Below are 15,975 nucleotides of genomic sequence, written 5' to 3'. Positions count from 1 at the left end.
CGACATCTACGTAAATTGCGTCTAAGTTGTTCATGCCCTTGTCCTTGGTAATCTTATATTTCTTGGTCGAAAGATCTGATCACCGCAAGGGCATTTAGTTCAATTTCTTATGCGCAGCTCAGGTTAATTAGCACTAATTTCCCAAACGCTTACAGAGCCCGAAATTTCATTACCGACAATTAACATGGCATTGCTAGTTGCTGTTGCTGGCACAAACTTCATACCTTCCGGTGCTAAATCACCAGTAATATCAGCCCCTTCGATTATGCCACGGTTATTAATGTAATCGACAAAAGTCACATTAAATGGGTTGGTAACATCATAAATCATAATGCCACCCATGCGCTCAAGACCGATAAAGGCTAAAGTGCGTTCGCCCACCACGCCAATTGCTAAGGCTTCTGGCTCTGCGCCTTTGGCATCTGAGCGAGTATCACCTTCATTTTCATCTTCATTATTATTAAACGCATTGCCATATATGGCCGCGGTAATACGCTCGATATCATCGCCAGAATCAAACACTAAATTGCCTTGAGCGTCCCAAATTGAAAATGAACGGGCGCCATAAGTGTATAGCTGATCAAAGTCGCCATCGTTGTCATTATCGCCTTTTTCACTCCAAACAATTAAACGCCCAATATCGTCATCGTCATTATTTGCATCAGTAAAGGCAATGGCATCAAGGGCTAAATCTTCTGCGCGAATTTCATCGATATATGATAAACAGCCATCATCTTCATCATAGTCTAAGCCACCTGCGGCATTACACGCTGCTTCGTCGGCAACATCAAAGAAATATTCTCGGCCATCACCTTCGTTAGCGGTAACGACAAATGTAGCGTCTTTCCATGAGTAAGTGGCAATAGTATCAGGCTGATACATGCCATAAAGGTTGTGGTATTGTCTAAAGTTAATGCCGCCGTCTTTATCAGAAGCGTCTAATTTGTATTGGCTCCAGTCTTTGTAGCCTAAACCTTTGATTGCTGAAATGGTCATGGTAGTTAAATCAACAATCGCTAAACCATTGTTTTCTTGTAAGCTGACAAAAGCTGTAGCTGAATCATCACTGATGGCAACGTATTCGGGCTCTAAATCCATGGCAACTGTGGTGTTGATGATGTTGCCATTAATCACGCGACCATTAGGGTTAGGGAAGCGCATACCTTGTGCTTCTAACTCAGCTTGTTTACCGTTATAGGCTTTGAAATCTAACATAACCGCTTTATCGCTGATCATGTCGTTTTCAATGGTGATAATGGCAATAGAGCCTTCTGGATCAACTGAATAGTCACCAATGGGTTCACCTTCATTAGCCACTACTACTTTGCTGCTATCTGGGCTAAATGTCACCATATCGGGTAAAGCACCCACTGCAACGTTTTTAATAAATGACGGTTGAGCTCCGCTGATGTCATAAAAAGCAATATGGCCATTTTCACCTACTTCGTCAGCAGCCATCGCTACTGCTAGCAGGTTTAATTCATCGGAAATACTAATGCTGTTAGCGTCGCCCGCGGTGTTAGCAGATAAATCAATCGTCATCGCAATTGGTAAATTAGTGTTGTTAATCACGCCTTCACCATCGGCAATTAACGCGGCAGGATCGGCCGCTGCTAAATCCATTATTTCAACGGTCGCTGTATCACCTGAGCTATTAATCGCGTAAATCATGCCACTAGCTTTATGGTACTGAACAATTTCCGCTGCACCTTCAGGTGAGCCAACATTTAGCACGCTACGGGCAATTAATTTTGTGGTGAGCTTTGTGACAGCATCTTTACCGTCTTGGCCATTTTGACCGTCGTTGCCAGGTAATCCTTGTTCACCCTGTGGGCCGGTTGAACCTGTCTTTCCGTCATCACCATCTTCACAGGCCGTTAATGCTAGTAATGCGCTAGCAATCAGGCTAGCTTTAAAAAATGCGTGTTTCATTTTATTGCTTCTTATTTGTTGTTAAAGGTTGTTAAGTGAGAACTAAATGTCACTACGCTACTGGTGGAGTTTTACGCTTTGATTACATTTTTTTGACTGGCTGATGAAGCGTTAAAAGCAGTAATTGGATAAACAGCCGTTAGTTAGCTTTATTGGCTGGTGCAGGCAAGGTAAACTTGCGCATATTCTAATTTGCCAATGATTGATTAAAGGAACAGTGCTTGTTACCTATTGTTGAGATTAAAGAAGCGTTTTTACAAGCAATCACCCAACATCAAACTGTGGTATTAACAGCTCCCCCGGGTGCCGGTAAATCAACAGTTTTACCTTTATGGTTACTTGAAACCGACTTTGCAGCACAAAAGATTTATTTGTTGCAACCAAGGCGGGTGGCGGCAAAAAATATCGCGTGTTATCTGGCTAAGCAATTAGGTGAGAATGTCGGTGAAACGGTTGGTTATCGCCTTAAAAATGAAACTAAAGTGTCGACCTCTACTAAGTTAGAGGTGATCACCGAAGGTATATTAACCCAAATTATTCAGCGCGATCCTGAGCTTAACCAAGCCAGCTTAATTTTATTTGATGAATTTCACGAACGTTCGATTCATGCTGATGTCGCATTTGCCTTAGCCAGAGATTGTCAACTTGGCTTAAATGAAAAACTTACGCTAGTGTTAATGTCGGCAACCTTGGCCAGTGACGAAATTAAAGCAAGTGTTGATGATGCGGTCTTTATTGAAAGTCAGGGGCGCAGCTTTCCAATTGAGTTAAGTTATGCGCCCGTGCCCAGACAAATGCTGTGGCGAACACATGTCCTTAACGTGATTCGTCAGTCAGCAATTGCACATCAAGGCTCTTGCTTAGTGTTTCTGCCCGGGGTTGCCGATATTAAATTTATCGAGCAACAGTTAACTACTCAAACAACGAATCAATTACCCGATGATCTGGTATTGGCGCCGTTATATGGTGAACTGCCATTGGCAAAGCAACAAAACGCCATTAACCCTGTGACTAATCAACGTAAGTTAGTGTTGGCCACGAATGTTGCTGAAACTAGTTTAACAATTGAAGGTATAAGTTTAGTGATTGACGCTGGTTTGGAAAAAGTGGCGGTTTACGACAGCCAAACCTTAACTAATCAATTAGTGCAAAAGCCAATCAGTAAAGCATCAGCTATTCAGCGGGCAGGACGCGCTGGTCGGTTAAACGCAGGGCAATGCATACGCCTTTATAGCCAAGAAGACTTTGAGCGCAGACCTGAGCAGGCAACCCGCGATATTGAGCAAACAGATTTATTGCCTGTGATTATTGAAGCGGCGCGCTGGGGCGTTACTGAGCTTGCGCAATTACCCATGATTGAATTGCCGAACTCGCTAAAAGAGCAGTTGGCATGGCAGGAATTACAGCAACTTAATGTTGTCGATAAAAAGCACAAATTAACGGCTCATGGTTTGAAAGTGGCTAATATGGCATGCCATCCACGTTTTGGTCATATGCTGATTAAAGCCGGTGAATTGGCTGAACATCTGCAAACGCCTGAATTAGTTAGCTTAGCCTGCTTGATTTCTGCGCTTATTGAAGAGCGGGATATTTTAACCAACGACATGGCCAAAGATAATGCCGATATTGGTGTGCGTATTGAAATGCTGATTGCTACAGCTTGTCAAAATAGCGTTGCTAATCGCGTGAAAGCTAAAGCATCGCGAATTTTATTGCGCGCCAAACAACTGGCCAAGTTATTAGGTCATCAATGGCATAGTCAATTGCTGGCTAAGATTAATCGAGATGATGCGGGTGCTTTGCTTGCGTTAGCTTACCCTGAGCGTATTGCTAAACGGCGTGGACAGCAGACATCATATTTAGCGCTAAATGGTAAAGGGCTTGAGTTATCGCCACAAGATAACTTACTCGACAGTGAATTGCTGGTGGCAGCTAATACTGTGCTAATTAAAGGTAAACAACTTATCTCGCTGGCCGCACCGGTTACTTTGTCTCAACTAGTTGATTGGCAAATTGTTGAAGTGACAACGCAGCAATCATTAATTTATGATGAGCAAAAGCATGCCATTGTCGGTAGTACACAACAATTACTTGGTGCCATAGTGCTGGCTGAACAGCCCGATACCGTCGGTCTAACTGAAGCATTAATTGCCAATATGTGGCAACAGCAGGTGACGAAAAATGGTATTGAATGGCTGAATTTTGGTGAAGCAACGCAGCAATTATTGGCAAGAATAAACTGGCTTGCCTACTATCAACCCCAGCTTGATTTTCCCGCGCTAACAAGTAATGAGTTGATTGCGCAATTAGATCAATGGTTCACACCTTATGTTGGCACTATTAAGAAAAAAGCGGCTTTGGCGCAATTAGATTATTCAGCAATGTTATTAGCTTTGCTTAGCTATGAACAACAGCAGCAACTTAAGCAACTTGCACCTGCTCAGTTTATCGCGCCAACCGGCAGAAAGTGCATTATTCGCTATCAAGACACTCATCACCCTATGGTTGCGCTGCCGATGCAGGAAATGTATGGTCAAGCTCAGACCCCACAAGTGGGGGATACCAATCAGGGATGCGGTGTTAATATCACTTTAGAGTTGTTATCGCCTGCGGGTCGTCCAATTCAGGTAACGCAGGATTTAGCCGGCTTTTGGCAAGGCAGTTATAAAGATGTTCAAAAAGAGATGAAAGGGCGCTACCCGAAACATTTTTGGCCTGATGATCCAGCCAACGCGCAGGCAACGAATAAAACCAAACGCCACCTGGCTAATACTGAAAAAAGTTAAATGAAATTAGCGTTATTTCGCTAACTATTGGTATTAGTTAAAAAGCGTTTTCTTGAGAATTAAGGTATAGTTGCCCCAAAATACCAAATAGAGAAAGTGTGTGAGCGAAAGCGGTAAACGACTCAATAAATTTATCAGCGAATCAGGTTACTGTTCGCGTAGAGAAGCCGATAAGTTAATTGAAAAGCAGCGGGTAACCATAAATGGCAAAATTCCTGAATTAGGCACGAAAGTAATGCCTAGTGATGTGGTTGCCGTTGATGGCAAAAATATCGCTGCCAGTGCAGAAAATAAATCTGATCGTATCTATATCGCTTACCACAAACCTATTGGCATTACCTGTACTACCGAACGCCACGTTAAAGGCAATATTATCGATGCAATTAAGCACCGAGAGCGCATCTTCCCAATTGGCCGATTAGACAAACCTTCTGAGGGCTTAATTTTTCTGACCAGCGACGGTGATATTGTGAACAAAATTCTGCGGGCTGAAAACGCCCATGATAAAGAATATATTGTCACCGTTGATAAACCGGTTAGCGAGCGCTTTATTGAACGTATGTCACGTGGGGTACCAATTCTTGGCACTATAACTAATCCGTGTCGCGTGGAAATGGTTAGCCGTTTTGTCTTTAAAATTATTTTAACTCAAGGGCTAAATCGACAAATTCGTCGCATGTGTGAGTACTTAGGTTACGTAGTCACGAAATTAAAACGCACCCGCATAATGAATATTGACTTAGCGGGGTTAAAACCCGGTCAATGGCGTGACTTAACCGACGCAGAGCTGAGTGAGATAAATCAGGCTGTTAAAGGTTCTCGAAAAACGTCAGCTAAAGCTGAGCAAGTAGCCGCTAGTGAAACAGCCAAAATGCAGGCGACTGTAACTAGTCAAAAAAGCAAGCCAAATGAGCAAGTTAAAACTATGGCTGGTGGTAAAGTGCGTATTGATAATAAGCCGCAGCAGAAAAAACCTTCTACGACGCGGCTATCATTGAAGAAGCAATCATTGAAAAAATAGCCGCCGCGTATTTTATTGATTTAGCAAGTTCGCAGGTGAATATTGATCGGTCAATATCGGCGTATCAGCCGGCCAGTCTTGCTGATCTTTAAAGCTTTGATAAATGCTTAATATATTTACCCCAAATGGGCTAAGTCGGTCATGCAAGTCAGCAAGGTTTGTTTTTAGTGATTGATAATCGGGGCGTTTATCTTTCGTTGCTAGAATAATGCGATTTTCGTTTTTGCGGTTTTTTACTTGGTAAAACTCATTAAATACTGCCTGATAAGTGGCTGATTCATAATCGTATAGCTCACTGGTAGAAAAAGTGTTTGCAGTAACTACGCCGTTATCGGTAAGTAAGTCCTTGGTTTCTTCTAAAAATTCCTTAGTCATCAAGTGCTCAGGAATATAGTCACCGTTAAAAGCATCAAGAATAATCCAGTCATAACGTTGCTTTTTAAGCTGGGCGCGTTTGATGTAAATACGCCCATCTTTCACGTCACTGGTGACTTTTTCATTTTCGATAAAATTAAAATATTGGCGGGCAACTTTAATCACCGCAGGATCAATTTCGATATTTTCGATATCGGCATCAGGCAACAGCTGGTGCAAGGTATTTGACATAGTGCCACCACCTAAACCAATGATTAGAATACGCTTAGGGTTCGGGTTTACGATCATGCCGGAAAACAGCAGTTTAGTGTAATTAAACACTAACCTGTCGGGATCAGAGGTGAATAAACAGCTTTGATTGGTTTTATTGCTTTTAACATTAAATTTTAAACAGCGCAGGTTACCAGTTTCTTCCACTAAAATATTGCGATACATCGAACGCTCTTGATGTATTACTCTGGCAAGGCTGCTGGTGGAAAGTAGTGATGCGAAACAGCAAAAAACTAATGCGCTTAAGGGCAGAGTAATATTAATTTTCATTGATCACTCCTTGTAGCGAATTGTTGGTAACTTTCGCTTGTTTGTCGACTAATACCGCAATAATACCTAGTATCACTAGCAAGCCACTAAAGCTGACGATAATAGTATTTACCTCAAAATACAGCACTAAATAAAACGAGGTAATAATTGTGCCTAAGGCTGAGCCTAAAGTACTAACAAAGTATAAAACCCCTGCGACTTGACCACTGTGCTCTTTTTCCGTAACCAACAATCGAACGGAATACGGAGAAATCATTCCTAGCACTATGGTTGGTAATAAAAACAGTGCGCATGATGCAATCAAAGAGCCATAGCGACTGTCTTCAATCGCAAGGAAAACTTGTTCCATTATCGGGTTCGCCCACAGCGCAATTGGTAGCACTAATAATCCGGCGACAATAAAAATCATGCCGTAACGAGTGAGGTTAGCTGAGCGGGTCGATAATTTACCGCCATATAAATAGCCAAGTGACAAACTCAGCATAAATACAGTAATAATGCTGCCCCAAATATGAACGCTACTACCGAAATAGGGCGCTAAAATGCGACCGCCAAGCAGTTCGACACCCATGATTGAAAATCCGCTGCAAAAGGCCAGCGTGTAAATGATTACATTTTGATGGTTTATTGCCATATTGACTCTGTGTTAATTTCCTTTTGAAGTCAGTGTATCCAGTAAATGTACGGCTGGCTAGTGCAATAAAGTAACTGATTATGCTTTAATTTATTTCAGCTTAACCTAAACTAAAGTAAGTGATCTTATTAATATTCAAGGAATTAAAAATGAAGATATTGTTTAAAGCTATGTGTTTGATGCTTGTATTCTCGTTGTCTGGGTGTGCCTCAATGGGCGACGGAAGCACCGCAGAAAAACGCCAAGCAATTCTTACGATGAAAGATCAAGTATTAACCCAATTATTTAAACAAAAGCCTGATACGCGAGCGCAAATTAATGCCGCGCCAGGTTACGCAGTTTTTAGCAATGCCAATGTGAACTTACTTTTTGTTGCTGCGGGCACTGGTTATGGTGTGGTTAAAGACATGGCTTCAGGCAAACATACTTACATGAATATGGCAGAAGGTGGTGTCGGTTTAGGTTTTGGCGCAAAAGATTACCGTATTGTTATGGTTTTCCATACGCGTGATGCAATGAATAACTTTGTTGAAAGCGGTTGGACATTTGGTGGTAATGCTGATGCTGCTGCTAAAGCCTCGCAAAAAGGTGGTTCAGTTGAAGGCGAAGCTTATTTTGGTGATGTTACCGTTTATACCTTTACCGAAACTGGCTTGGCACTACAAGCGACAGTTAAAGGCACTAAATTTTGGAAAGATGGCGATCTGAATTAACGTCGTTGCTAACGTCGTTGCTTAGTTCAGCTTAGCTAAAACCAACCAAAGTTAAGACCAAACTAGGTTAAAATAAAGACTAAATAAAAAACGCCGGTATATCCGGCGTTTTTTCTGTTAATACCATTTTTTCTGTTAATACCTATAGTGACAAAGGCAAAAGTTATAACCCCAATCGCTATTTGCCAGCTAACAGTGGCTTTAAAAATCGTGCGGTATGAGATATTGGGTGCTCAGCCACTTGTTCAGGCGTGCCGGTTACTAGAATTTCACCACCACCTGAGCCACCTTCTGGGCCAAGGTCAACAATCCAGTCGGCAGTTTTAATCACATCTAAGTTATGTTCAATGACCACAATAGTATTGCCGTGATCACGCAAACGATGGATTACTTGCAGTAACTGTTTTATATCGTGGAAATGTAAACCTGTGGTTGGCTCATCCAAAATATATAACGTTTTACCAGTATCGCGCTTCGATAACTCTTTCGCTAACTTAACCCGCTGCGCTTCACCGCCAGAAAGTGTTGTGGCAGATTGTCCTAACGTAATATAACTTAAGCCGACATCCATTAAGGTTTGAAGTTTACGTTTCACCGCAGGAATGGCGTTGAAAAACTCTAAAGCATCTTCAATGGTCATATCCAACACTTCATTGATGTTTTTGCCTTTGTATTTTACTTCCAAGGTTTCACGGTTATAACGTTTGCCATGACATTCATCACAAGGCACGTAAACATCAGGTAAGAAATGCATTTCTACTTTAATGACACCGTCGCCTTGGCAGGCTTCACAGCGACCACCTTTAACGTTAAAACTAAAACGACCTGGTTTATAACCTCGAGAGCGAGACTCTTGAGTGCCAGCAAAAATATCGCGCACGGCGGTAAATATGCCGGTGTAGGTGGCAGGGTTTGAACGTGGCGTTCGACCGATTGGGCTTTGGTCAATATCAATGACTTTGTCTAACTGCTCAAGACCGGTGATTGATTGATACGGCGAAGGTTCTTGAGTGGTTGCACCGTTAAGCTCAATATGGGCTAATTTGTATAGCGTATCGTTAATGAGCGTTGATTTTCCTGAACCAGAAACGCCAGTAACACAGGTCATTAAGCCGTTAGGAATGGTTAAATCAACTGATTTTAAGTTATTGCCCGTCGCGCCTTTTAGCTCAACCACACTGTCTTTATTGTAAGGCGTACGCTTTTTAGGTACTTCGATAACTTCTCTGCCAGATAAATACTTGCCAGTAAGTGAATGTTCACTTTTTATAATATCTTTTATCGTACCTTCAGCAATAATTTCACCGCCATGAACACCTGCGCCAGGGCCAATATCAATTACATGATCAGCTTCGCGAATAGCATCTTCATCATGTTCAACAACAATCACGGTATTACCTAAATCACGTAAGTGAGTCAGGGTACTTAGTAGTCGCTCATTATCACGTTGATGTAGGCCAATAGAAGGTTCATCGAGCACGTACATTACACCAACTAGACCCGCACCAATTTGGCTAGCAAGGCGAATACGCTGCGCTTCACCACCAGATAACGTATCAGCGCTGCGCGACAAGTTTAGGTAATTTAAGCCGACGTTCACTAAAAAGCCTAAACGATCATTAATTTCTTTTAAGATTTTTTCTGCTATTTGGCCTTTTTGACCGGTTAGCTCTAAGCCTTGGAAAAACGCCAGTGCATCAGCGGTTGATAAATCGGAAATGGCTGGTAATGGTTTTTCATTAATAAAGACATTCCGTGCTTCTAAGCGCAAACGTGAGCCGCTGCAATCAGGACAATGTTGGCTATTTAAATATTTTGAAAGCTCATCGCGCACCGCGTTTGATTCGGTTTCTTTATAGCGACGTTGCATATTATTTAAGATGCCTTCGAATGGATGATTGCGCACAACAATATCGCCACGATCATTCATGTACTTAAATTCGACACTTTCATTACCGCTGCCGTAAAGTACTATTTTGCGAATTTTTTCGGGTAATTCAGCAAATGGCGTATCAACGGTGAATTGAAAGTGCTCAGCTAAGGCCTGTAGCATTTGGAAGTAGTAAAAATTACGTTTATCCCAACCACGAATAGCACCGCCAGATAAACTTAACTCAGGGTTGGTGATCACTCGGTTTGGATCGAAAAATTGCTGAATACCTAGACCATCACAGGTTTGACAAGCACCTGCTGGGTTATTAAACGAAAATAAACGCGGCTCTAATTCCTGCATGCTGTAGCCACAGTGTGGACAGGCAAAGTTCGCTGAGAATAAAAGCTCCTCACGATCTGGCTCATCCATAAATGCCACTTTTGCGGTGCCAGCAGTTAAGGCAAGCGCGGTTTCAAACGATTCAGATAAGCGCAATTGAATATCTTCACGCACTTTTAAACGGTCAACTACTACTTCAATAGTATGTTTTTTATGAAGTTCTAGCGTTGGCGGATCGGATAAATCACAAACTTCACCATCAATACGGGCACGGATATAGCCTTGTGCCGCTAAGTTATCTAATAACTTAACATGTTCACCTTTACGGTTTTGTAGCACAGGTGCCAACACCATCACTTTAGTGCCTTCTTCAAGCGCTAATACTTTGTCGACCATTTGTGAAACGGTTTGCGCGGCTAGCGGTTGATGATGATCTGGACAACGCGGCTCACCGACACGGGCATATAACAAACGCAAGTAATCGTAAATTTCCGTGATGGTACCAACGGTTGAACGTGGGTTATGGGACGTTGATTTTTGTTCAATGGAAATGGCGGGCGATAAACCTTCAATATGGTCAACATCCGGCTTTTCCATTAACGACAGGAATTGGCGCGCATAAGCAGATAACGACTCAACGTAACGACGTTGGCCTTCTGCATAAAGGGTATCAAAAGCCAGCGATGATTTACCTGATCCCGATAAGCCAGTGATAACAATTAATTTATCACGAGGGATTTCAAGACTTATATTCTTAAGATTATGAGTGCGGGCGCCTCTTACTTCAATGTTTTGCATAGCCGATTCGCTTCAACGTTAGAACCCAAAATGGAATCGGCCATTATGGCACAAACTTAGCTCGTTTTTCATCAGAAAGTTCTATTTTTGTTGTCTTAGATACCGTGCTAGAATTGCCGACCAAACTAAACCAATATCCCCCTTTTTTCGTTTAAAAATTTATGAGTATTTCCGGTTTAAATTCCTTAGAAAAGAAAGCGGCGTTTTCTCTTGCGACCGTTTTTGGTTTGCGCATGCTGGGCTTGTTTATGATCTTGCCTGTTTTTGCGATTTATGGACCATCATTAACGGGCTATTCGCCACTTTGGTTAGGTTTAGCCATAGGTGCTTATGGTTTAACTCAAGCGTTATTGCAGATACCCATGGGGATATTGTCAGATAAATTTGGCCGTAAGCCGGTGATATTAACTGGTCTGGTTATTTTTGCCTTGGGCAGTGTGGTAGCGGCAACCTCAGAATCAATTTACGGTGTAGTTATTGGCCGAGCATTACAAGGAATGGGGGCCATTGCCAGTGCTATTTTGGCATTGGCAGCTGATTTAACCCGTGAAGAGCAGCGGCCGAAAGTGATGGCCACCATAGGTATGTTTATCGGTTTGTCATTTACCGTGGCGTTGGTTATGGGGCCAATTGTTGGCGAAGTGTACGGCTTACATGGTTTATTTTGGTTTACTGGTGTATTGGCAATATTAGCCATGGTCATGATTCAATTTATGGTGCCTAATTCGGTGAATAAGGCGCCAAAAGGCGATAATGTCGCTATGGTTGATCAATTAGGGCGCTTAATTCGCCACCCGCAACTTGCTCGGTTAAATATTGGTGTGTTTACTTTGCATATGGCATTAACCGCTTGTTTTATTTTCTTACCAACACGATTAGTTGCTGCTGGCTTATCGTTAGAAGCGCACTGGCAACTGTACCTGCCAACTTTACTTTGCTCGTTCTTTTTAATGGTGCCATTTATGATTTATGCCATGAAAAAACAACAAGAAAAAGCCATGTTCTTGGCGGCAATTAGTTTGCTGATGGTGACGTTATTATTGATGGCGATCTTGCCTAATCATATGATGGTTTTAGTGGTGCTTATCATGATGTTCTTCGTGGCATTTAACTATTTAGAAGCGACCATGCCATCAATTTTATCGCGAATAGCACCAGCTGGCGTTAAAGGTAGTGCCATGGGGATATTTTCTTCTAGCCAGTTTTTTGGGGCATTTTTTGGTGGTGCTATTGGTGGTTGGTTAGCTGAAAGCTTTAGTGCTAGCGTGGTATTTATTGTGATGTCAGCTTTAGTGGGTATTTGGTTGGTTGCAGCATCGGGCATGAAGAAACAGAAAAAATCGAAAAGCTTTAGCTTTGCGGCGAAATTTAGTTCAGAGCAGCAGGCAGATGATGTTGCCGAGCAATTAGTGAATATGCCCGGTGTGATTGAAGCAACCTTAGTGTATTCAGAAGCGGTAGCTTATTTAAAGCTTGATGATAAAGTGGCTAATATTCCAGAAATTAAATCTTTGCTACAGGTATCTAATTAGCTAATTTTTAGTTCCTTAACAGCTTGTTTCACCAAGCAAAATGAGCAAGGTCATTAACCTTGCTCAAGTAGGTGGCTGGCAATTTTATTAATGCCAATTTTTTCAAGTCCATGTTGCACGTGTGTGTAACATAAGTATGCTCTGGTGTGATACTTAATTCATATCAACCGTCACATCGTATTTGTGCTGATTTACCGCAGCAATATCTGTAACACTAATAGTACCTAAACTTCTAATTAAGCGTGCGGTGGTATTTTCAGCTCCGTAACCTTCAGCAAAGCTAATTAGGTCTTGGCCATTACACATTACGTTTAATGACATTAGTCTAAAACTCCAGTCATTTTCTTTCATGGTGCTATGCATTTGATGCAACTGATCCTTAGCGGCGGTTTTGCATACTTTTTGTAGTCCTTTTTCCACTGTAGGCGTTAAGTAGTAAGTGCCTTCAGCTAACACTTGACCGCTGACTAATAAAGTTGCTGCTGGTATTAGGGCTTTCATTAATTTATTCATCATTGTGTCCTCTTATCATCCTTAAAATTAAAATCAGAGTTCATTCACTGTTTATTCACTACCAAGAATATCTGTCTGATTTGGGTACTGCATTTCTTCCTATCGACTAATAACTGCTGCGACATGCTAAAGGTAGTGGAAGCTAAAAAGAAAAGCTTGATTAAAAGCAAATGATTAACGAATAAAAAGCTGATAAAAATATGATGAAAAATATACTTTACGAATCAGTGGGTTATCTTTTGTTCATAAGCAGTTGGCTAAGGCGTTAATTGGGCAAATTGTACTTGATTGACTTTGTGCCCAGTAACCAGGTAGCTTAATTGTTGATACTAAATCCTTAAAGCGCTCGTCAGCGACCAGTGTAGAGGTTTGCGTATTAATTAAAGAGAGTAAATGAAACTGATAATTTTGCAGTAATGACTGCGCCAAGGGGAAAAAGTTGTCGTTTATACCCAATGAACCATATAAAAATAATGCGGCAATAGGCAGAATTTGCTGTTGTTTAACCGCTAATTCTATTTCTTTAATAAAATAGTCAAACTCGGCTTTTGCTAAAGGAACATCATTGTACAGTGACAGAATTGCTTGTTTGTATTGCTCTGGCACGCCTAAGTGTTGATAAGTGAGCCAGATAAAGTCGTTACCTCGGCTAAAGTTGCCGTACTTAATATTGAGCTGCCCAAGCGCAATACCATTCATTTGGTCGGCAGCTTCAAGCGCCATGATGTTATTTTGTGCCTGATAAGCATTTAAATGGTCGTTTCGCATTAGGTACAACTGTGTTAGCCGCAGATAAGCACTGCTAGCAAGCGGATTGTCATCTGCTTGCGTTTGGTAAAAGTTAATCAGCTGCTTACTAAAAAGTAAGGTTGATACCTGTAATTCCTGAAAGAGCGCTTGGGTGGCTTCGGGTTGCAAGTTGAGTTTTTGTTGGGCAACTTTGACAACATTCAACGCATCTTGCCATTGATATCTTAATAAGTGCGTTTTCATTAATAGCTGATAAATTTCAATATCTTGCGGGGCAAGTTGCTGCGCTTTTATTAATATGCGAGTGGCTAAATTAGTATAAGGTAAGCTTTTGTATTTTAACGGCCACATGGCATTAATTAAAAAGCGTGAAAGTGACTTTAGCGCTGTAACAGAGTGTTCATCGACTTCAACAATTGCTTTGGCCACTAAGGTGATAATAGGTTGATGCATTTGCCAGTTATTGCTGGCATCAAACAAATAATCAGCACTTTCAATTATATAGGCTAGGTGTTGTTGGGGCTTATCTGCATACAAGAGGTTTCCCAGCGCAGTTGTGATATCCGCCGTGATTATTTGACTGTTAACAGCCAAGCTATTCAATTTTAAATTGAGCATTTCACTGGCGACTAAATCACCGGTTTTGCCATCAATTAATTGCCATTGAAACACATCTCTATTGTCAAGCGACTTAATGTTGCCAGTTAGCGCAAAGCGCGCATTAAATTGCTCACTTAAGCTAAGTGGTGATTGCTTTGGAAATTGATTGATTTCTTCGCTGGCAATTACTGTATGGTGCGGGTGGTTACTCAACTTATTAAGCACCAAGGCCTGTAAACCATTATATTGGCCAGTCAATGGTTTATCTAAAGTAAAGTTCATGATAATTAAGCGGAATAAGGCGCTGTTATCTTGTGCACTGTAAGTTGTTCTGGATAAGGTGTAACTGACTAAAATGAACACCCCAACAGTGCAGCACATACTATATATCAGCAGTTTAAATGGCTTAAGTGATTCCTGCTTTGCTTCACCTTGGCCAAGGTATGGAATTTGTTCTGAGTCAAAAGCTTGATTTTCATTTATACCATTTGATTGGCCGTTAGTTTTACTTTGATTGGACATTGGTGCTAGCGCTAGGTGTTCGACATTAAGGTGAAAGCCAACTTTTGGGTGTGTGGTAATACTTAAGCCATGATCAAACTCTCGAAAAATTCGTCTGAGTACCGAAATACAGCGATTTAGGCTGTCATCAGATACCGTCATATGCGGCCAAACTTGATCAAAAATTTCGTCTCTGGTGACCACCTCATTAGGTGAACGCGCTAAACATTGAAAAACTTCGCTGACTTTTTTTTCAATGTGGATATGTTTATCGGTAATTTTTGAATGCAGTTCGCCTATATCAGCGTAGAACATGCATTCGCCGAAATCGTAGCATGAGGTAGAAGATAGTGACTTTGGTTTAGTGCTGCTAACATCGGGTTCCATGTCATTATTACCTTAAACTGCTTACCAAGCTAAGCAATATAGGTACTAAGTGTAGTAAATCGGGGTAGGAAAGCGAGTATGCGAGGTTCGAATTATTAACAAAATATGACAGGCAATTACGGTCTTATAGACTCTTAATCAGCCCTAATAAATGGCACTAATAATGCCGGTAATATTAGTGGTTGAATTGGTTAATAAAAATTCATCGTCAACCAACTTGCCTTGTAAGCTTTTAGCAAGTGGCGATGCAGGGGTGATTATTAACACTTCATGGTAATTATCGACAATTTTAATACCAGCACCACAGGGTAAAATTAAATAATACTGCTCAATATTACTGTCTCTTTCACTGTCATTGTCACCATTGTCATATTGCAAAGCTACCAGTGCGCCAAGTTCTGCTTGCGACTTCGGCTGAATTGAAAAAGCGGTTAATTGATGAATTTGCTGTTTGAATTCTTCAATACGTCGGCTTTGACCTTCGGCTAAATATGCTGCTTCAATAGCCAGTGTGTCGTACTGGGTTTCTGCCACAGATTGATCATCTATTGCCGCTAAATGAGCTTGAGTGGCAGCAGCTTGTGCCTGCTCTAACTTTTCTTTAATTTCGGCAATAACGTTAAGTAAAATATCGTGTTTGTTCATCAGGTTAGTCTAAGCTTTTTATTCACGTTAAGTAAG

11 protein-coding genes are annotated in these 15,975 nt (G+C 41.4%); 4 read left to right on the top strand and 7 right to left on the bottom strand.

Annotated features, from left to right (window positions below; translation table 11 throughout):
* Positions 1-123: 123 nt before the first annotated feature.
* Positions 124-1,932 (bottom strand): choice-of-anchor I family protein, encoded by a 1,809-nt coding sequence (locus tag ACOB82_RS14330; RefSeq protein WP_448213659.1) that lies wholly within the window; start codon positions 1,930-1,932, stop codon positions 124-126.
* A gap of 221 nt (positions 1,933-2,153) precedes the next feature.
* Between ACOB82_RS14330 and hrpB the strand changes: the two genes are divergently transcribed.
* Positions 2,154-4,718 (top strand): ATP-dependent helicase HrpB, encoded by a 2,565-nt coding sequence (gene hrpB / locus ACOB82_RS14325; protein ID WP_448213658.1) that lies wholly within the window; start codon positions 2,154-2,156, stop codon positions 4,716-4,718.
* A 133-nt stretch (positions 4,719-4,851) separates the two neighbouring features.
* Positions 4,852-5,739: a 23S rRNA pseudouridine(2604) synthase RluF gene (gene rluF, locus ACOB82_RS14320; protein WP_448213662.1), complete on the top strand. Its 888-nt coding sequence runs from the start codon at positions 4,852-4,854 to the stop codon at positions 5,737-5,739.
* Between the two features lie 12 nt (positions 5,740-5,751).
* Here the strand turns inward: rluF and ACOB82_RS14315 are convergent, their stop codons facing one another.
* Together ACOB82_RS14315 and ACOB82_RS14310 are read right to left on the bottom strand one after the other, a co-directional pair.
* Positions 5,752-6,654 (bottom strand): spermidine synthase, encoded by a 903-nt coding sequence (locus ACOB82_RS14315; RefSeq protein WP_448213657.1) that lies wholly within the window; start codon positions 6,652-6,654, stop codon positions 5,752-5,754.
* Positions 6,644-7,288 (bottom strand): fused MFS/spermidine synthase, encoded by a 645-nt coding sequence (locus ACOB82_RS14310; RefSeq protein ID WP_448213656.1) that lies wholly within the window; start codon positions 7,286-7,288, stop codon positions 6,644-6,646. Before ACOB82_RS14310 ends, ACOB82_RS14315 begins: the two co-directional genes overlap by 11 nt.
* A 149-nt stretch (positions 7,289-7,437) precedes the next feature.
* Here ACOB82_RS14310 and ACOB82_RS14305 point away from each other — a divergent pair, with 149 nt between their 5' ends.
* Positions 7,438-8,001, top strand: coding sequence for a lipid-binding SYLF domain-containing protein (locus ACOB82_RS14305; protein ID WP_448213655.1), 564 nt, complete (start codon positions 7,438-7,440; stop codon positions 7,999-8,001).
* A 178-nt stretch (positions 8,002-8,179) separates the two neighbouring features.
* Here ACOB82_RS14305 and uvrA read toward each other — a convergent pair whose 3' ends face one another.
* Positions 8,180-11,011 carry an excinuclease ABC subunit UvrA gene (gene uvrA / locus ACOB82_RS14300; RefSeq protein WP_448213654.1) on the bottom strand — a complete coding sequence of 944 codons (2,832 nt, stop codon included), beginning with the start codon at positions 11,009-11,011 and terminating at the stop codon, positions 8,180-8,182.
* 161 nt (positions 11,012-11,172) lie between these two features.
* On the opposite strand from uvrA, the gene ACOB82_RS14295 reads away from it, so the two are divergent.
* Positions 11,173-12,543, top strand: coding sequence for an MFS transporter (locus ACOB82_RS14295; RefSeq protein WP_448213653.1), 1,371 nt, complete (start codon positions 11,173-11,175; stop codon positions 12,541-12,543).
* A gap of 153 nt (positions 12,544-12,696) precedes the next feature.
* On the opposite strand, the gene ACOB82_RS14290 is transcribed toward ACOB82_RS14295, so the two are convergent.
* The 3 genes from ACOB82_RS14290 to ACOB82_RS14280 form a co-directional block, all read right to left on the bottom strand.
* Complete coding sequence (locus ACOB82_RS14290; RefSeq protein WP_448213652.1) at positions 12,697-13,059, bottom strand: DUF3718 domain-containing protein; 363 nt, start codon at positions 13,057-13,059, stop codon at positions 12,697-12,699.
* A 240-nt stretch (positions 13,060-13,299) separates the two neighbouring features.
* Positions 13,300-15,294 carry a winged helix-turn-helix domain-containing protein gene (locus ACOB82_RS14285; protein WP_448213651.1) on the bottom strand — a complete coding sequence of 665 codons (1,995 nt, stop codon included), beginning with the start codon at positions 15,292-15,294 and terminating at the stop codon, positions 13,300-13,302.
* A gap of 144 nt (positions 15,295-15,438) precedes the next feature.
* Positions 15,439-15,939: a hypothetical protein gene (locus ACOB82_RS14280; protein ID WP_448213650.1), complete on the bottom strand. Its 501-nt coding sequence runs from the start codon at positions 15,937-15,939 to the stop codon at positions 15,439-15,441.
* Positions 15,940-15,975: the final 36 nt, after the last annotated feature.

Source organism: Colwellia sp. MEBiC06753 (assembly GCF_053470325.1).
This window is presented reverse-complemented; position numbering and strand designations above follow the sequence as displayed.